Annotated in this window: 18 protein-coding genes; 3 read left to right on the forward strand and 15 right to left on the reverse strand. The window is 43.3% G+C overall.

The annotated features are described in order from the left end of the window. Positions 1-71 precede the first annotated feature (71 nt). Positions 72-719: an acetoacetate decarboxylase family protein gene (locus GVN16_RS10310; protein WP_166563799.1), complete on the forward strand. Its 648-nt coding sequence runs from the start codon at positions 72-74 to the stop codon at positions 717-719. Here the strand turns inward: GVN16_RS10310 and GVN16_RS10315 are convergent. Beyond that, positions 716-2,353 (reverse strand): amidohydrolase, encoded by a 1,638-nt coding sequence (locus GVN16_RS10315; protein ID WP_166563800.1) that lies wholly within the window; start codon positions 2,351-2,353, stop codon positions 716-718. The two genes, GVN16_RS10310 and GVN16_RS10315, sit on opposite strands and share 4 nt — an antisense overlap. Positions 2,354-2,541: 188 nt before the next feature. On the opposite strand from GVN16_RS10315, the gene GVN16_RS10320 reads away from it, so the two are divergent. Continuing rightward, positions 2,542-3,810: a replication-associated recombination protein A gene (locus GVN16_RS10320; protein WP_166563801.1), complete on the forward strand. Its 1,269-nt coding sequence runs from the start codon at positions 2,542-2,544 to the stop codon at positions 3,808-3,810. On the opposite strand, the gene GVN16_RS10325 is transcribed toward GVN16_RS10320, so the two are convergent. From GVN16_RS10325 to GVN16_RS10385, 13 genes are all read right to left on the reverse strand, one after another. Next, complete coding sequence (locus GVN16_RS10325; protein WP_166563802.1) at positions 3,807-4,346, reverse strand: DUF5004 domain-containing protein; 540 nt, start codon at positions 4,344-4,346, stop codon at positions 3,807-3,809. The two genes, GVN16_RS10320 and GVN16_RS10325, sit on opposite strands and share 4 nt — an antisense overlap. A gap of 104 nt (positions 4,347-4,450) precedes the next feature. Continuing rightward, complete coding sequence (locus GVN16_RS10330) at positions 4,451-4,975, reverse strand: hypothetical protein (protein WP_166563803.1); 525 nt, start codon at positions 4,973-4,975, stop codon at positions 4,451-4,453. A gap of 118 nt (positions 4,976-5,093) precedes the next feature. Further along, complete coding sequence (locus tag GVN16_RS10335) at positions 5,094-5,621, reverse strand: hypothetical protein (protein ID WP_166563804.1); 528 nt, start codon at positions 5,619-5,621, stop codon at positions 5,094-5,096. Positions 5,622-5,832: 211 nt separating this feature from the next. Beyond that, a complete protein-coding gene (locus GVN16_RS10340) occupies positions 5,833-6,339 on the reverse strand; it encodes a lipocalin family protein (RefSeq protein ID WP_166563805.1) in 507 nt (168 codons plus the stop codon). A gap of 59 nt (positions 6,340-6,398) precedes the next feature. Beyond that, on the reverse strand, positions 6,399-7,355 hold the full coding sequence (locus tag GVN16_RS10345) for a glycosyltransferase family 2 protein (protein ID WP_166563806.1): 957 nt from the start codon (positions 7,353-7,355) through the stop codon (positions 6,399-6,401). A gap of 27 nt (positions 7,356-7,382) precedes the next feature. Next, positions 7,383-8,087: a tRNA1(Val) (adenine(37)-N6)-methyltransferase gene (locus GVN16_RS10350; protein ID WP_166563807.1), complete on the reverse strand. Its 705-nt coding sequence runs from the start codon at positions 8,085-8,087 to the stop codon at positions 7,383-7,385. Continuing rightward, entirely contained in the window at positions 8,087-8,713 is a 627-nt protein-coding gene (locus tag GVN16_RS10355) for a viroplasmin family protein (protein WP_166563808.1), read from the reverse strand. Before GVN16_RS10355 ends, GVN16_RS10350 begins: the two co-directional genes overlap by 1 nt. A gap of 6 nt (positions 8,714-8,719) precedes the next feature. Then, the gene (locus GVN16_RS10360) at positions 8,720-10,489 is read right to left on the reverse strand and encodes a D-alanine--D-alanine ligase (protein WP_166563809.1); all 1,770 of its coding nucleotides are present in this window, start codon (positions 10,487-10,489) and stop codon (positions 8,720-8,722) included. Positions 10,490-10,606: 117 nt separating this feature from the next. After that, entirely contained in the window at positions 10,607-10,855 is a 249-nt protein-coding gene (locus GVN16_RS10365) for a NifU family protein (RefSeq protein WP_166563810.1), read from the reverse strand. A gap of 57 nt (positions 10,856-10,912) precedes the next feature. Continuing rightward, positions 10,913-11,464 carry a CAP domain-containing protein gene (locus GVN16_RS10370; protein ID WP_166563811.1) on the reverse strand — a complete coding sequence of 184 codons (552 nt, stop codon included), beginning with the start codon at positions 11,462-11,464 and terminating at the stop codon, positions 10,913-10,915. A gap of 40 nt (positions 11,465-11,504) precedes the next feature. Beyond that, positions 11,505-12,608, reverse strand: coding sequence for an Mrp/NBP35 family ATP-binding protein (locus tag GVN16_RS10375; RefSeq protein ID WP_166563812.1), 1,104 nt, complete (start codon positions 12,606-12,608; stop codon positions 11,505-11,507). 70 nt (positions 12,609-12,678) lie between these two features. Further along, positions 12,679-13,665 carry a GSCFA domain-containing protein gene (locus GVN16_RS10380; RefSeq protein ID WP_166563813.1) on the reverse strand — a complete coding sequence of 329 codons (987 nt, stop codon included), beginning with the start codon at positions 13,663-13,665 and terminating at the stop codon, positions 12,679-12,681. A 2-nt stretch (positions 13,666-13,667) separates the two neighbouring features. Next, entirely contained in the window at positions 13,668-15,395 is a 1,728-nt protein-coding gene (locus GVN16_RS10385; protein ID WP_166563814.1) for an IlvD/Edd family dehydratase, read from the reverse strand. 112 nt (positions 15,396-15,507) lie between these two features. Here GVN16_RS10385 and GVN16_RS10390 point away from each other — a divergent pair, with 112 nt between their 5' ends. Then, positions 15,508-16,755: an OmpA family protein gene (locus tag GVN16_RS10390; protein ID WP_166563815.1), complete on the forward strand. Its 1,248-nt coding sequence runs from the start codon at positions 15,508-15,510 to the stop codon at positions 16,753-16,755. 2 nt (positions 16,756-16,757) lie between these two features. On the opposite strand, the gene GVN16_RS10395 is transcribed toward GVN16_RS10390, so the two are convergent. Then, on the reverse strand, positions 16,758-17,465 hold the full coding sequence (locus tag GVN16_RS10395; protein ID WP_166563816.1) for an NrtR DNA-binding winged helix domain-containing protein: 708 nt from the start codon (positions 17,463-17,465) through the stop codon (positions 16,758-16,760). Positions 17,466-17,578 lie beyond the last annotated feature (113 nt).

The raw sequence follows: 17,578 nt of genomic DNA on the forward strand, positions 1-17,578 counted from the left end.
CAAATGAAGGCATTATTTTATATTTTAACAGGATGAAGACTAATCTTTCCTGAAAAACTGAAACTCTTAAAATGAATAAACCGGATATTCTGGCCAAAGCCCCGTGGAATCTCAGGGGGCGGGGATATATATTTTTGTACTACTTTTCGAAGGAGTTTGTGAGGAACCACGGCTTTCTGGCAGACTATCAGAAAGACTCATTTAAGGGTGGTTTCGGTACCGTCATGCTGGTTGACTATGAAACCTCGGACGCAGGGCCTTACCAGGAGTTGCTTTTTGTGCCCGGGAAATTCAGCCTGGCCTCTCAAAAGCAATATTCGATATCCAAAATCTATGTTTCGACTTATAACAGCCTTTACAACGGCATCGAAAACTGGGGTATCCCCAAAGAGCTGGCAGACTTTAAATTCTCCCCTGATCAGAAAAATGAGGTCGTAGAGGTCAGTCGTGAAGGCAGGGTGTTTTTCAGGACCAAAATAAGAAAACCCGGATTTTTCATCCCGGTTTCTACGCGTTTTTTTCCGCTGGTCCTGATACAGAAATTACGGAACGTATTTCTGAAAACCACCTCTTCTGCTAACGGAAAAGGCGGTTTGGCCAGAGTGGAATCTTTATTTTCAGACCCCGGATTTTTCCCTGATATCACACAGGGAAAACTATTGGGGACGCTTTATGTTAAAGATTTTCAGATGAATTTCGGAGTGGCCGAAGTCATTTAAGGTTTGCTTTGGTAAACTTTCTCTCCGCCTACAAAAGTGAAGAGAACTTTGGTTTGTCTCATTTTCTCTTTAGGCATGGTCATCAGGTCCGAATCGAGGATCACGAAGTCGGCCATCTTGTTTTTTTCTATGCTGCCGCGTTCTTTTTCTTCAAAATTGGCATAGGCACTCCATATCGTCATGGCCCTTAATGCATCTGAGCGGGTAAGGGCATTTTCCATCTGAAAGCCTTTCGCAGGCCAGTTTTTGCCATCCTGACGGGCCACAGCGGCATGAAAACCATAAATCGGATTGACATGTTCTACCGGAAAATCACTGCCGTTGGCAATCAGGCCGTTTTGTTTTTTAAGCTCATTGAAAGCGTAAGCCGATTTTACTCTTTTCTTGCCCAGCCGTGCCTCAGCCCAATACATATCGGAGGTTGCGTGCGTACCCTGAACAGAAGGGATGACACTGTACTTCCCAAACTTATTCATATCGTCAGGATGAACTACCTGGCAATGTTCAATTCTCCATCTTCTGTCGTTTTTACCCTTCAGTAATTTGCCATAAAGATTCAGGATCAGCCTGTTGGCTGAATCTCCGATGCAGTGGGTATTGGCCTGGTAGTCAGAGTTATAAATGAGGGCAAGGTTACGTTCCAGTTCGGCAGGACTAAGCAGCAGAAACCCTGACTTGGAAGGTTCGTCGCTATATGGGGCCAGTAAGCTAGCTCCCCTGGAGCCCAAGGCACCATCTGCATAAAGCTTAAATGACCTGACGTTCAGGCGATCGGTTTTGATGATGCCTTTTTTGATAAAATATTCCACATTTCTGATGCCCAGTGACACCATCACGTAGTTTCTTATTTTCAATATGCCCTCCTTATTCATTTTATCGATCAGCTCAATATCATCCTGGCTCAGTCCGGCATCAGATACGGTCGTTAAACCATATTTAAAACATTCGGCCTGGGCGTCCAGTATCATTTTTCTTTTTTCAGTTTCATCAGGCTGGGGAATGATACGGTCCACAAAACCCATGGCATTGTCGATCAGGATCCCGGTAAGTTGCCCGTCCATTACTTCAACATCCCCACCCGATGTTTTGGTTGAAGGCGTGATTTTTGAAAGCTGGATGGCTTTTGAATTGACCAGGGCTGCATGACCGTCGATCCTGGTCAGGAAAACGGGTTTGTTGGGGAAAAGAGCGTCCAGCTGGTCTTTGTTCGGGAATGATTTGACGACCCAGTCATTCTGATCCCATCCGCGGCCTATGATCCAGTCATTGCCGGGGTTCTTTTTGGCAAACTCACCAAGTTTCTGCAATATTTCTTCAAAAGATCTGGTGCCGCTGAGGTCGCATTGGTTAAGCATTTCGCCCAAACCCAGGAAGTGGGAGTGAGGGTCATACAATCCCGGAAAAACAGGTTTGCCTTTGGCATCAATCTGGTTTTTTGACTGGTATTTAGCCAGGATATTTTTGTTGGTGCCGATTTCTACAAACACCCCGTTTTGTATAGCAAAAGCCTCTGCTTTTGAATATTGGGCATCTACAGTATACACAACGGCATTTTTGACAATCAGGTCTACTGTTTTCTTTTGAGCTGAGGCATAAAAACAGGATATAAAAACAAGAAAAATAATTCGTTTCATTTGGTTGATGTAATTTTCATCAAATATAATTAAAAATCTCGTGGGTCCGAGCCTCGAGGCTCGGACGTACAGGAGTTTGGTTTGAGGCACGCACCCACCGGCAAACATAATATTTTTAGCATTTTGGATGATTATTGGTGTGGGAAGGGATAAATGCAGATATTTGTGTTTATCAATCATCCAAGGCATTGAATCCAAACGCCCCCTTAGCAGAAAGACTCCGTCCGAGAAATCTCGATCAATACATCGGACAGGAGCATATATTGGGTAAAAACAAACCGCTCAGAAGAGCTATCGAAGCCAATCTTATTCCTTCGATGATCCTTTGGGGGCCGCCGGGTGTGGGCAAGACCACCCTGGCCCTGATGATGGCCGAACTGACCAAAAGGCAGTTTTACAGTCTGAGTGCTATCAGTGCCGGAGTCAAAGACCTTCGCGAGGTGCTGGCCCGCCCCTCAGGCCTTTTTCCCCCGGTTTTGTTTATTGATGAGATTCACCGTTTTAATAAGTCCCAGCAGGATTCTTTGCTGGGAGCCGTAGAAAAAGGACAGGTGACCCTGATAGGTGCCACTACCGAGAATCCTTCATTTGAAGTCAATTCTGCCCTGCTTTCAAGGTGCCAGGTCTATATCCTCGAGTCTTTTGGAAAGGCGGAGCTGGATAACCTGCTTAACAGGGCTTTGAAAGAAGACGTTATTCTTAAAGAAAAACCGATCAGGGTGGAGTCTGCGGATTCTTTGTTCAGGATTTCAGGCGGAGACGGCCGTAAGCTTCTTAATCTGCTTGAGCTGGTGGTTAATGCCCAGTTCGGACAGGCAGAAGTTGTGATTTCCGATGACCTGGTGGAGGACGTAGTCCAGAAAAACCTGGCCAGATATGATAAGTCAGGAGAGCAGCATTACGATATCATTTCGGCATTTATTAAATCAATCCGGGGTTCAGACCCCAATGCCGCCTTGTACTGGATGGCCAGGATGATTATGGCCGGTGAAGACCCTAATTTTATTGCCAGAAGACTTTTGATCCTGGCTTCTGAAGATATCGGGAATGCCAACCCTACAGCCATGATCATGGCCAACGCCTGCATGGAAGCCGTTAAAAAAGTGGGATATCCTGAATGCCGGATCATCCTTTCACAGACAGCCATTTACCTGGCTACTTCGCCGAAGTCCAATGCATCTTATGTAGCGATAGCCAATGCGATGGCTCTGGCCGAAAATACTTCGCATTTGCCTGTGCCTGTTGATTTAAGAAATGCCCCGACAAAACTGATGAAAGAAATAGGGTATGGAAAGAATTATAAATACTCTCACGACTTTGATGGCAATTTTGCCAAACAGAACTTCCTTCCTGATGAACTGAAAGGGCAGAAGATTTTTGATCCGGGAAATAATGCCAGGGAAAATGAAATCAGAAGATCATTGCAAAACTGGTGGAAAGACTGGTATGAGTATTAAATTCTCTCAAATTTATACGTCAGGTCGTAACGGATGATGTTGTCTTTGAACGTCTGGATGAGGGCCCTGGAGAACGCATCCACATTGCCTGATATCTGGTCAAGGGCTTTGCCAAAATTGTCCTTGTTGAAGAACAAAGTAAGGTTATTGCCGGAGAGTCCATAGATCATAAAACTCATTTCGGCTTTTTTGTCCATTTCTGCATCATAAAATTCCAGGACGGCCTGTTCTCCTTCAATTCTGAATTTTCCTGTAGTCTGAGTTTTGTTTTCAACAGCAATCTCTCCCACAGTGAGGGCAGAGCTGTACGTAAATGTACCATCCGGCCTGAAGTTAAAAACCAACTCTGCTTTCGACACATCAACGGTCTCTTTTTCAGGCTTTTGTCCTTTGATTTCCACATTGGATTCTGCAGAAACCATTTTCCACGAACCTTCCAGTTGCTTAGGTGTAACATCTCCTACTTCACATGAAGTGAATACAAAAAGATTGATAAAAGCCAGGGTAATACAAAAAAGTGATAAGGATTTTTTCATACAGCAGGTTGTTTTACTGTACAAAAATAATTATTTATTCTGATTTTGCAAGCATAATGTGTTGTAAGTTATTGACCTGAAGTGAGTTAGCCTGCACTCTTTTATCAGCTTTTTTCGAAATTCAGCGTCAGTTTGTATTGTTCAATGAGTGCCAGCAGTAAAGCTACCCTGGCAGCATCCTCACTGCTGACCGCAGTGGCTTCCACGGTTTTAATAAGGGCCTCTTTGTCAATCACGAGAACCAGTTTATTCTTAGATACAGAAGAAGCTTTGATAAAGAAATGTACGTCAGTTTTGCTGCTTTGATCTGCATATTTGAAGTCAAAATACCCGTCAGCGATCGTGTAAGTGCCTGAAACGGTATCTTTGGCAGAATAGTCTTCCAGCGACATGGAGAACAGGGAGTTGGAACTGAAACTTCCGTTGGAGTTCATGTCCAGGAACAAACCCTTTTTGGAAAGGTCCTCACTTTTCTTCTCAGCAGGTTTTCCAGCATATTTTAATTCAAGGTCGGTAGATTGAAGTTTCCAGGAGCCATCTGAATTGCCGGGTGTAACGTCGTCGCTTTGACAAGAAACGGATATCAGAGCCGCCATAAAAAAGGTAAGAAGTAATTTTGTTGTTTTCATGAGTCTGGTGTTTCAGGATTATCCCAGATAACGCATAAAAACATCAAAACGTGTAAACAAAAAGAAAACCGCTCCAGACCAGTTCTGAAGCGGTTTCCCCTTGAAAAATTAGCCAATATTATGCTTTCTTATACTTGAATGTAATTTCAAGTTTTTCAACCAATAAAAGGATAAGAGTGATTCCTTCAGCTGTTTCCGGATCTGTTGCGGAAGAAGCTTGTGCTGTTTTCAATAAAGCATCTTTATCGATAACCAATACCAGTTCGCTTGAAGTTGAGGTTTTTACTTTAGAGTAAAAGACAACATCAGCTTTTGTTTCAGGATCTTTATATTTCAATACAAGAAAACCATCTTTGAATTCATATTTTCCGCTTATAGATTCATTTGAAACTACATCTTCTACAGAAAATACCGAATTTGAAGTGAAAGTACCATCAGCGGCAAGGTTCATGAAAAGCTTTGAAGCCGATACATCTTCTCCGTCTTTTTCGCTGTCTTCTCCTTTAACTTTTATTTCAGATTCATAAGACTGTAATGACCATGAACCTGCAACGGCAGATGGAGCAACTTCGTCATCATTTTTACAAGAGGTGGCAAAAAAAGCGGTGGAAATGGTTAATGCAATTAGAATAAGTGTTTTTTTCATTTTTCTTTTTATATGTTTAGTGAGCTGCAAATATACGAAAATAAGCCCCCGTATACAAATGAGCTACTGAACAAGCAGATCAGGGAAGTGTTAATGAAATGTTAAAAGAGCCTTTTTGATGCTATCTGAGAGGGTTGTTAAAAAGTAATGAAGGTTTTGTAAGTGTTTTGCCGCCTTTTCAGACAAAAAAATGAGCGGACACCGTTATGGTCTAAAGTTTGCTTTTCTTGTATTTGAAGGTAATGTTTACACTCTCTGCAGATTCCAGGTAGAAGAGTAAAATCGGCTGGTCTTCGACGGCAGAAGCCTCTGTATATTTCGTGAGAGATTCCTTGTCCATGCTCAGAATCAGTTCATCATCCGTAGCCTTGGTGACCTTTATGAAAAATTTAACGTCCTTATATCCGTCATGGTATTTTTCAATCAGATAGCCGTCTTTGACTTCATAAGTACCGGAAATGGAATTTTCATAAATGAACCTGATGAGAGAGAATTCGGTGTTGGAACTGAACTTGCCATCCGGTGAAAAATCAATAAAGTAGTTGGCCTTACTGACTTCCGTTGTACTTTTTTCATTATCCGAGCCGATTAATTTGAAGTCGATATCGATCGTTTGGAGAATCCATGAGCCTTTGAGGTTGTCAGGGCCTATTTCGTCCTCTTTACAGGAGAGCATAAGAAAAGCAAGAAAACAAAACAAAGTAAAGGTAGTTTTCACAGGCTCAAGGGGTTATATAACCAAATGTAACTATTCCTTAGCCTGAAAACAACCTTTATTTATAATTCCTCTTCAATACCATAATCATGCTTTGAAACCGTCTGCTTGACAAACAATTCACCGAGGAATCCCGCCAGAAACAACTGAACACCAATGAGAACCGCCACAAGTGCCAGAAAGAACATCGGATTGTCTGTTACATTCCTGTATTTGGTATGGGTGTAGATGTGATAAAGTTTTTCACCGATCAGGTAAAAAGTCAGGAAAGATCCCAACACAAACGACAATACCCCGAACGTTCCGAAGAAGTGCATGGGCCTGCGGCCAAACTTGTTGATAAACGTAATAGAGAGCAGGTCCAGGAAACCGTTGATAAAACGCTCCAGGCCAAATTTGGTGTGACCGTATTTTCTGGATTGGTGCTGTACTACTTTTTCGCCTATTTTTGAATAACCGTTCCATTTGGCGATAACCGGAACATACCTGTGCATTTCTCCGTAAATCGTAATGTTCTTCACTACTTTCGACTTATATGCTTTCAGTCCGCAGTTGAAATCATGCAGATAAACATTGGAAATAGACCTGGTTACGGCATTAAAAAGTTTGGTAGGCAAGGTCTTGGAAATCGGATCGTATCTTTTTTGCTTCCAACCTGAAACCAGGTCGAAACCGTCTTCTTTAATCATTCTGTAGAGTTCCGGAATTTCATCAGGACTGTCCTGCAGGTCAGCGTCCATTGTAATGATCACATTTCCCTTTGCGGCATTGAATCCTGTTTGAAGTGCCGCTGTTTTTCCATGGTTTCTTGTAAAACGAAAACCCCTTACCTTCTCATTCTGCTTTTTCAGATTCCTGACGACCTCCCATGAATTATCCGTACTACCATCGTCAACAAATAGTATTTCGTAAGAAAAATTATGCTCGTCCATTACCCTTTTGATCCAGTCGTGCAGTTCGGGAAGTGATTCATCCTCATTATATAAAGGAATAAGCACTGAAATATCTATTGCGTCCATAGTGTCATCATTTGAAATGCAAATCTCTTAAAAAATTGTGTAATAATCCTTTAAAAGTGCTTTAAATCTTGGGGTATAGGTTTTATTATCTTCTTCATAAATCCTCAGTTCATCAGTAACCGTATGCTCAGCAGGCTTCCTTTTAAATGAAGCTATGGCCCTGAAAGGCTTTTTAAGGGCGTGGTGTCGCACTTCAAGTATGCTTTGTACATAAAGGGAGCGGTCACCGGCTTTGGCTGTAAATGTTTTCATTTCTTCAGGGGGAAGCAGAATCCATAAAACACCGTTATCATTCAGCAGTTTTTCAGCCACGGCCACAAGTTCATCAAAATTAAGATAGGTATCGTGGTGAGCCACATTTTTATCTGCCTTCGGAGATTTGAGGTCGTTCTGAAAAAAAGGAGGGTTAGAAACAATGACGCCGAATTTTGTGTCTGATTTCGCTGCAAAGTCCTGTACCGGTTCATTCACCAGCCTGATCCGGTCTTTATAGCTGCTGTTCTCAAAGTTGCGGGCAGCGTCCATGCAGGCCATTTCATCAATCTCAACAGCGGTGATGTTCAGCCCGGTGCGTTGGGCCAGCATAAGCGATAACAGGCCGGTCCCTGTCCCGATGTCCAGCATGTTGGTATGATTTTCAGGATCAATATAAGCTCCGAAAATACAGGCGTCGGTACACACCTTCATGGGTGTATGTTCCTGGTGTATTTCAAATGATTTGAATCTGAACATTATTTCCGGCCGAAATCTGCAGGGTTTTCACCCCAGTGTTCTGTCTCCCACTTGAGAATTTTGTTCGTATAGGTATTGGTTTTCAGCCAGCTTTCCGCCCTGTCAATCAGCTCAAAAAGCTCCTTGTTTCTTGGGGTCGGGTCCAGTTTGGTGTTGGCTTTTTTACGGCTCACCCAACTGATCGCTGTTTTTGAATCTGAATAGACCGGAAGATCGGATTTGTGTTTTTTGAGAAGGGCCAGGGCATGGACCACCGCCAGAAACTCGCCGATATTGTTTGTTCCGTCCTGAAAAGGTCCTTTTCTGAAGAGCAGGTTACCGGTCTTATAATCAAAACCCTGGTATTCCATATCGCCGCTGGCTGTATTCCAGGCGGCATCCACAACGATCGATTCTTTGATGGGAGGGGGGACTTTGCCTTTGAAAATGGAAACACTCTTTTCCTTTTTGGCTACTACCGCATAATAATTTTTAGACAGGGCTTCGTGTGCTTCTTTTTCTGTTTCGAACGACTTGTACTTTGCACCCTCAAAGCCGTCTATCTGTTTCTTGCATTTTTCCCAGGTATCAAATACCCCCTGCTCGCGGCCTTCCCATACCGCATAATATTTTTGCTTTTTAGCCATGAAGATCTATATTTCTATCGTCGTGCCGGTCTTGCTGTCGAATAACAGGTCGAAATTGGCAGACAGCGTAAGTTTGTCGAGTTTTTTTACTTCGAAATCAACCTCTCCAACATACTTTTCCCTGAGTGGTTTAGTGTTTTCTATGATACCGGCCACAAAAGGGTGTTTCTGTTTACCAACGGATTCACCAAACTCCTGGATACCGGCTTTAAACATCAGATTGAGGGGGATGCTGTACATATTGCCATTGCCTGCGGCACATACCGGAACCGGATTAAAGTCGGGATCAGCTCCCAGTTGCCCGTATTTTTTCTGGGCTACTTTATATTCCTCTTCGTTTTCACCGAAAACCACAGCCACATTCTTCTTTTTTGCTTTTTTACCTGATTCTATCAGCGAATCCGCCTTTTTGAGCAGTTCTCTGAGCAGGAAAGTTTCTTTACCGGACTTTATTCTTTCCCTGATCGATTGTCTGATCAGGTAAGTAATGGTATTGGTAATATTGAAACCGATCTCCGCCATTTGTTTGAAAATAAATGAAGTAGGAGACATCCCCGGTATGGTATTCGGGTCGTGGAGGATCACTTCGTCTTCAGCAGTCAGAAAGCCGTCAATACGGCCGATAACGCTCAGGCCTGTGATTTCAAAAACTTTGAGTATATTTTCGTGAATCTTGTTCAGATTCTCAAAATGAGTATCCACCGGAATCCTTTTCCGGGTAGCGGTTGACTGGTATTTAGATTTGAAGTTGAAAGTACTGATGTCGCCGTAAACTTCGGTAGGAGGGAGTGCGTACGCTTTTCCGCTGTCGTCCTGTATTACCCCACACGAAAACTCCTGGCCTGATATGTATTCTTCGATCATCACATAATCTTCAGAATGCAGAGAACTGACCGCCAGTTTTTCCTTAACCTGGAATTCCAGGTCAAGTTTTTTCAGCAGGTCTTGCGGATGGTAAATGACCTCATTTTTAACCACCACCGGAAACCCGATGCCTTCGTCCAGGTTGGACATTTTCTCCATCTGGTTCTTTTTCTGGCGTTGGGTCAGTCTATCCCATTCTTTTTTGTAGAAGGTTGTCTCAAAAAAACACTGACTCATGCCCTTTGTAAATTCTTCGAGACTCCTCTTTTTAATGATGGCCACACCGATGGAAGAACCCTGGTGCGGAGCTTTAACCACAAAAGGGAAACCGATGTCATTGATAAGCTCGCTGAAAAGGTCGGACTTGTCTTTCTTTTCCCATTCATCTTTGCTGATGGTACAGAATTTCTTTTTCTGACCTGTGGCAGAAGCCATCAGTTTGTTTTGTTTGGGTTTGTTTATGCCTACGGCAGAACCCAGCAGGCCAGGTCCCATATACGGAATCCCGTGCCACTCCAGCAAACCTTGTATATTTCCGTCTTCAGCATACGGGCCGTGCATGACGATAAACGCAAAGTCCATGATTTCATGAAACTTTTCGGGTTTTATCTGCGAGCCTATTTTGTAAATTAACTTGTATAACTGCGTGTCTCTCAGTTTCCCAAGTGACTCAATATATATTCTGTAGCCGTTATTGTGGTTTTTAGAAGGATAAAAACTCCTGATATCTTCTTCATAAAGGATTTCAGGGTCGACCTGGATGAAGTTTCCGATGCTGTCGACAAAAATAGGAATCGGATCAAATAATCTTCTATCGATATGCTCAAAGGCAGTTTTTCCGCCAAGAAAGGAGATTTCCCTTTCTCTGGATTGTCCGCCAAAAAAAATTCCGACTTTGATTTTTTTATCCATGGTCAATTGGACGTATAATAAATTAGTTTAAGGTACGATTTGGCCCGCAATTTAATAAAAAAGCCATTTGTTTTTTCAAATGGCCTGAATAATAAGGATATTTTTGACGTAAACAGGTCAGAAAGCCATATTTACGTTTACTGCTTCTACTTTAGTAATTTCCGGGACTGCCTTAAGTATGGCTTCTTCGAGTCCTGCTTTAAAAGTCATAGACGACATCGGGCAACTGCCACATGCTCCCAAAAGTTCTAACCTCACTACAAAATCATCCGTAATTTCAAGAACCGAAACGTTCCCGCCGTCAGCCTCAAGATAAGGCCTGACCGAATTAAGAGCTTGTTCTACCCTGTCTTTTATATTCTCCATCTTTATCGTCAAAGTGTTGTTATACAAAATTAAAAAAACTAATCTGAAATTACTAATTTACTGCATTTTAGTTGCAAAAACCTGCGTCCATTTCCCTTTATATTTTCCGATACCCATTTCTTTGAAGTCAGGGCTCATCATATTTTTACAGTGCGGAGGGCTCTTCTTCCAGTTATCGATCACAAATTCCTCCGTTGGTTCAAAACCCTCGCTGCTGAAAATGTTCTCGCCGTAAGCCGACCACTCGTAACCTTCTCTTTCAATCCTGTCCCCGGTATTTTTTCCTCTTTTGGAAGTATGTGAAAAATAATTATTCTTCTCCATGTCTTCACTATGCCTCAAAGCCGCTTTTTCAAGCTTCTCATCCCAGGTAAGGGGGGCTACAGGACGAAAGTACTGGTTGCCGCATTTGCAGCCTTGTTTCCTGATCGTGTTCACAAGACTCAAAAGATGTTCAGGGCCGGTCACATTTTTAGGGTTCACCTGCAGAGGAGGATTCACCCGTTCCTGTTTTACCTGCTCACGGCTTGCAGGCTGGCAAGCCATAATGAAGAGTATCAGCCATGCTGTCAATAGTTGCTCCAGTTTGATTTTACACAATGAAAACATGGCTTGACAGCTAAATATTGTTGATAATCTTCTTATTTTTTCAGACGATATCCACCTTCTCCGTTTTAGGGAGCTCCGCATTTCTGATGGCGATAAGTCTGGCTAAGGCCTCAGCTGCATTTTTAAATGCACTATTGGTGATTTCGTCGGAATCCATCACGATCGGACGGCCTTCGTCACCACCCTCCCTGATTTTCTGAACCAGGGGAATCTGACCGATCAGAGGCACATTGTATTTATCAGCCAGCATCTGCCCGCCACCTTGTCCGAAGATATAGTATTTATTATCAGGTAGTTCTGCTGGTGTAAAGTAAGCCATGTTCTCGATGACTCCCAAAAGAGGCACCTTGATCTGAGCCTGGTTAAACATCGCCATTCCTTTATTGGCATCTGCAACAGCCACTTTCTGAGGAGTAGTTACGACAATGGCCCCAGTTACCGGCACCGTCTGTACCAGTGTTAAATGGATGTCACTTGTACCAGGAGGTAAATCTATCAGGAGATAATCCAGTTCGCCCCAGTCCACATCTCCGAAAAACTGACGTAAAGCCTGACTGGCCATAGGCCCACGCCAGATCACCGCACTGTCTGCGGGGGTCAGAAAGCCGATAGAGATCATTTTAATACCGAACTGCGAAATCGGTGAAATCATGTTTTTGCCGTTCTTGACTGCAATCATCGGTTGCATGTCTTCGGCTCCGAACATGATCGGAATAGATGGTCCGGAAATATCAGCATCGATAATCCCTACCTTAGCTCCTGATTTTTTCAGGGCCATGGCCAGGTTAACGGTTACAGTTGACTTTCCAACACCGCCTTTTCCGGACGAAATGGCAATGATATTTTTTACACCTGATAACAGGGATGTATTGGTCCGGATAGACGTCACATCGGCCGTCATGTTGATGGTTACTTCAATATCATCTCCGCAATCCCGGTGAATGGCTTCAATACAACGGTTCTTAATGAGTTCTTTCAAAGGACAGGCCGGAGTAGTGAGCACCACCGTAAAACTTACCTGGTTCACTCCGACTTCAATATCACGAATCATGTTTAAGGTTACCAAATCTTTCTTAAGGTCCGGCTCCTCTACCGTTCCCAATGCCGCTAAAATCTTTTCTTTGTTAACCCTTACTTCTCCCATATATAAAATTTCTGATTCATAGTGTTGAACACCTTTTTCTGTTTTTAAGTTTTACCCTGCCGCAAAATATTCATGAATCAAGGTGTATTATTCTTTGATTTAAATCGTTGATCTCCGCTTCAAGGTTGACTGTATCGTTCAGATTTTTCATTTTGACCAGGATTTTCTTCAATAATTTCTGATGTGCCTCTCCTTCCGGGTTAAAAGGCCTGTGCGTAAGCGAAGCCCTGATTTTTGACCATTCAATGATGAAATCTTTCAACCCTTTGTCGAAGTAAGTTTCTGAAAAATGCTGAAGGATGTATTCCTCAGCCATTTCATTCGGATGGATCAGGTCGGATTTGTAAAAACGGTAATCCCGCAGGTCATCCATCATGATTTCGAAAGAAGGGAAATATTCCACGTCATCAAAATCACTTTCGAGCTCATGACACAGCCATCTGAGGGCCGATTTACTTGCGGCATTTAATTTAATGGAATCTTTGATATGCCTTACCGGGCTTACAGTCAGTATAAATCTGATGTCCGGGTTGAATTTTTTCAGGATTGACCGGATATTCCGGAAGGCCGCTTTTTGTTCTTCCAGGCTCAGGAGTCTTTTTTCGAAATGTTCTGCGGGTTGCTTGTGGCAATTGGAAACAATCGTGGCTGAATCTTTTAATGCATAGACCCAGGCGGTGCCCAATGTAATGATGAGATAATCTGCCGGCTTTAATTTCTTTGCGGCTTCCTGTTCAGCCGATTTTATCTTTTGCCGAAGGTCCGGAACGTCTTTTCCCCAAAAAGAAGAATGATATAGATAATGAAAAAACTGCCCGCTGTGTGCTGTAATGAGTGATTCATCCATGTTTTTTTCTTCCAGGGCATTGAGCACAAGGTCCTGGATCGAAACCAGGTTATAGACAGTACCAAACGGATTGGAAAGGCAGTCACGCTTATTTGAAACAAGGTAGTCCCCCAGAACATCAGAAAAACAGGAACCGATCGTTACGATTCCTGTTTTCAATCCTATTTTATGAGGAGAATGTCCGGATTCTATCTCGGTTCTGAATTTCATTCTTAATGTGATTCTCTCTTAACTTCACTGCCAGAGTGCCCGATAAGGAAATCCAGGTCGGCTCCTTCGCTGGCCTGGTTGACAGTTTCTATATACATTTTGGTATAGCCCCGGTTGTAGCCCAGATCAAGAGGCACCCAGGCTTTTCTCCTTTCTGCCAGCTCTTCGTCAGAAACATGCAGGTGTATTTTTTTGGCTCTTACGTCGGTTTCAATGATGTCACCATTTTGTATCAGGGCAAAAGGGCCGCCTACAGCAGATTCAGGGGAAACGTGCAGGAAGCAGGTCCCGTAGGCCGTTCCGCTCATTCTGCCGTCCGAAATCCGCACCATATCGGTCACGCCTTTGTCTATGACTTTTTTCGGCATTGCCATGTTGCCTACTTCAGGCATACCCGGGTAGCCTTTCGGTCCGCAGTTTTTCAGGACCATCACAGAGTTTTCATCAATATCCAGGTCAGGATCATCCACTCTTGCATGGTAGTCTTCGATCGTTTCGAAAACCACGGCTTTGCCTTTATGTTTTAATAAATGTTCAGACGCCGCCGATACTTTGATTACCGCTCCGTCCGGGCAAAGGTTGCCTTTCACAACGGTTATGCCCCCTTCCTCTATCAAAGGTTTTGAAGCAGGTGTAATCACCTCTTCATTCCAGTTACGGGCATTTTTAGAGTTTTCTACGATGGTTTTGGTATTGACAGAAATCGCATCGTTTCTTAATTTATCAGCTATTTCCCTGATCACTACAGGCAATCCTCCGGCATAGTAAAAATCTTCCATCAGGTATTTTCCTGAAGGCATCAGGTTGACTAACAGCGGTATACTGCTGCCAAATTTATCAAAATCATCAAGGCTCAGATCAACACCGACACGCTTGGCAATGGCCAGCAGGTGAAGGATCAGGTTCGTGGAGCCCCCTACAGCGGCATTTATTTTGATAGCATTTTCAAATGCTCCGGGCGTTAATACTTTAGAAATGGTGAGGTTTTCTTTGACCATTTCCACAGCCCTGATGCCTGACATGTGTGCCAGCATCTTTTTCCTCGAGTCTACAGCCGGAATCGCCGAAATGCCCGGCAAGGTTAAGCCGAGGGCCTCTGTCATGACAGCCATGGTCGAGGCCGTGCCCATTGTGGAGCAATGTCCTGCACTCCGGCTCATACACGATTCTGCTTCGTCAAATTCTTCTGCTGTCATTTTTCCGGTCCTGAGGTCATCTGCAAAACGCCAGACATGCGTTCCTGAACCAATGATGCCCCCCTGGAAACGGCCGTTAAGCATCGGTCCGCCGGGTACTACAATCGTCGGGAGGTCCACACTTGCTGCTCCCATAACCAGCGAAGGTGTCGTCTTATCACATCCTGTCAGTAAAACCACCGCATCAAAAGGATTGCCCCTTATACTTTCTTCTACGGTCATCGCAGCCAGGTTACGGTAAAGCATGGCTGTCGGGCGGATGATCGTTTCTCCGAGCGACATGACCGGAAACTCCAGAGGAAATCCTCCGGCCTCATAAACCCCGTTTTTTACAAATTGGGCAATCTCCCTGAAGTGCCCGTTGCAGGGTGTAGTTTCAGACCAGGTATTACAGATCCCGATCACAGGTTTTCCTTTAAACTGATGGGAAGGGTATCCTTGATTCTTCATCCAAGAGCGGTAGATCATACCGTCTTTGCCACCTTTTCCGAACCAATCCTGACTTCTTAAACTCGTTTTTTGATCATCTGACATTTCCTTCCTGCGTTTGGTTGAATAATATTAATGCCCTAAAGATAGGGAAATCGGTCTTTTTTTCGTTTTTTTGCAAAAAAATTTATGCAAAATATTAATTATAAATCGTGCTATGAACCTATTTGAAAGTTTTGATGAAATTGTTTCAGGCGATTTCTACAAGCAAATAGAACTTAATACAGAAGATCAACTGGGAGATTTCCCGGCCGCACTTAACGGAATCTTTTACACCCTGGTAGCTGGTTTGATCAGAAGGTCAAACAGTGACATGAGCTCCAGCATGCTCTTCAATCAGATACAGGAAAAGTACCAGAAAGTATCACAGATCGGTGAGCTGTCCGAACAAATAGAAAAGAAGGAAGGTTTTCAGAAAATCGCTGCTGAGGGTGGTAGAATCATCAGCCAGATATTCCCTGCCTTCAAAAGTCCGCTGGTGAGCATGATCAGTTCTTATGCCAACACCAGCAAGAATTCCACTGTTTTGTTTTCCGGTCTTACGGCTTCTATACTGATCAGTTTATTAGGTAAGAAAATCAAGAGTGATAAATTCGATAAAGACGATCTTGTTAATTTCCTCAAGCAGCATCACGAGCCTTTGTTTGCCAAAGCTCCTGCCAGCCTGATGGAAAAAATGATCCCGGCCCTGGGTCTTCAGGAATTGAGTCTGATGAAATATGCTCCGAGCAAGAAAACAGAGAGCAGTTCTAAAAATACAGAGAATAAGGCAGTAGAGGAAACGAAATATACAGACCATAGCCATGATTCTGACGGAGAATCAGCCGTCAGTAAAAAAGTGGTGATCATCGGTCTTATTGTGGTGTTCCTTGGTGTGGTAGGCTATCTTCTGTACAGCAAAGGCATCGTTAATTTCGACACTTTGTTCAGTAAGTCGGAAACCCCGGCTGAAACCGTGGATGAAGATGCTGTTGGGGAAGACTCCCTGGCGTTTCAGAGCTCTGTAGATACGTCTTTACTGGCTACCGACACCACCGCCAAGGCCGCTGTAGTTGCGACGCCTCCTGCGGCAGGTGCGGGCTTAAAAGAATACCTTCAGGATCCTGCTGCACCAGCTGGCAAAGAGTTTGAATTGAAATCGGTGAAATTTGCTCCGAATTCTTCAACACTTAATGAATCGACCAACCCTGAAGTATCGGAACTTTCAGGACTTATGCAAGCAAATTCGGGCATTGATATCAAAATCATCGGCTATGAGGAAAACGGCGATGCCAAGATTGCTTTAAGACGTGCTTTTGCCATCAAAAGAATCCTTCTGGCAAACGGCATTAAAAACATCAGAATGGATGCAGTTTCCGGCGGAGCCGGTAAATTCTCTCCGAAAGTGGTGGTTTTAAGAAAGTAATATCAGATCAGACTTTCGACATTCGGTACAAAATATAAGTTGTAAGAGGTGTTTTTCTCATATTTGGATTTGTCCAGGGTATAGAGGAAAGCACCTTTTTTCGAAAAGCCCCTCTGCTTCTCTTCCAGTTTAACCAAAAGCCCCGAAGCCAGTATCTTCCTGCTGAAATTTCTCTTATCAAATTTTGAATCAAAAATAGCCTCATAAAGGGTCTGTATCTGCGGAATGGTGAATTTCTCGGGAAGCAGTTCAAAGCCGACCGGATGAAACGCCGCCTTGCTCCGCAGCCTGTCTATGGCATGCCTGACAATTTGTTCGTGGTCAAAAAGCAGTTCAGGAAGTTTCTTCAGAGAAAACCATCTGGCCTGGTATTTTTCTGAAATATTGAGGTCGTAGTCAGATACATTGATCAGTGCTTTGTAAGTGACGGAAACGGTCCGTTCAACAGGGTCACGCTTCGGGTCTCCGAAAGTAGATAATTGTTCAAGGTAGATATTGTTAAGGCCGGTCAGTTCAAAAAGTATCCTTTCTGCTGCTTCATTCAGGCTTTCGTCGGGTTTCAGCCACCCACCCATGAGCGACCAGACATCTTTTTCCTGTTCAATACCTCTTTTTACGAGTAAAAGTTTAAGTTCTTCGCCGTCAAATCCGAAGATAATGGAATCCAAAGCTACCAGGCATTTGGTCTGTTTTAAATAAAGGTCGAGCATCTTTGTCAATTTGAGGGGCAATTTATTCAAAAATAAACAAATTCTCTGAAATAAGAATATTTTGAGAAAGTGTTTGACTTAAATTTCAATATTTAGATTTTTTCTCGATGATT

The organism is Emticicia sp. CRIBPO, assembly GCF_009905725.1.
In the GTDB taxonomy this organism is placed as follows: domain Bacteria; phylum Bacteroidota; class Bacteroidia; order Cytophagales; family Spirosomataceae; genus Leadbetterella.

Coding starts and splice junctions, on each gene's coding strand:
- GVN16_RS10315 (WP_166563800.1), bottom strand. CDS start 2,353: ATGAAACGAATTATTTTTCTTGTTTTTATATCCTGTTTTTATGCCTCA.
- GVN16_RS10335 (WP_166563804.1), bottom strand. CDS start 5,621: ATGAAAAAAACACTTATTCTAATTGCATTAACCATTTCCACCGCTTTT.
- GVN16_RS10355 (WP_166563808.1), bottom strand. CDS start 8,713: ATGGCTAAAAAGCAAAAATATTATGCGGTATGGGAAGGCCGCGAGCAG.
- GVN16_RS10360 (WP_166563809.1), bottom strand. CDS start 10,489: ATGGATAAAAAAATCAAAGTCGGAATTTTTTTTGGCGGACAATCCAGA.
- GVN16_RS10375 (WP_166563812.1), bottom strand. CDS start 12,608: ATGGGAGAAGTAAGGGTTAACAAAGAAAAGATTTTAGCGGCATTGGGA.
- GVN16_RS10330 (WP_166563803.1), bottom strand. CDS start 4,975: ATGAAAACAACAAAATTACTTCTTACCTTTTTTATGGCGGCTCTGATA.
- GVN16_RS10350 (WP_166563807.1), bottom strand. CDS start 8,087: ATGTTCAGATTCAAATCATTTGAAATACACCAGGAACATACACCCATG.
- GVN16_RS10310 (WP_166563799.1), top strand. CDS start 72: ATGAATAAACCGGATATTCTGGCCAAAGCCCCGTGGAATCTCAGGGGG.
- GVN16_RS10345 (WP_166563806.1), bottom strand. CDS start 7,355: ATGGACGCAATAGATATTTCAGTGCTTATTCCTTTATATAATGAGGAT.
- GVN16_RS10325 (WP_166563802.1), bottom strand. CDS start 4,346: ATGAAAAAATCCTTATCACTTTTTTGTATTACCCTGGCTTTTATCAAT.
- GVN16_RS10370 (WP_166563811.1), bottom strand. CDS start 11,464: ATGTTTTCATTGTGTAAAATCAAACTGGAGCAACTATTGACAGCATGG.
- GVN16_RS10385 (WP_166563814.1), bottom strand. CDS start 15,395: ATGTCAGATGATCAAAAAACGAGTTTAAGAAGTCAGGATTGGTTCGGA.
- GVN16_RS10380 (WP_166563813.1), bottom strand. CDS start 13,665: ATGAAATTCAGAACCGAGATAGAATCCGGACATTCTCCTCATAAAATA.
- GVN16_RS10365 (WP_166563810.1), bottom strand. CDS start 10,855: ATGGAGAATATAAAAGACAGGGTAGAACAAGCTCTTAATTCGGTCAGG.
- GVN16_RS10395 (WP_166563816.1), bottom strand. CDS start 17,465: ATGCTCGACCTTTATTTAAAACAGACCAAATGCCTGGTAGCTTTGGAT.
- GVN16_RS10390 (WP_166563815.1), top strand. CDS start 15,508: ATGAACCTATTTGAAAGTTTTGATGAAATTGTTTCAGGCGATTTCTAC.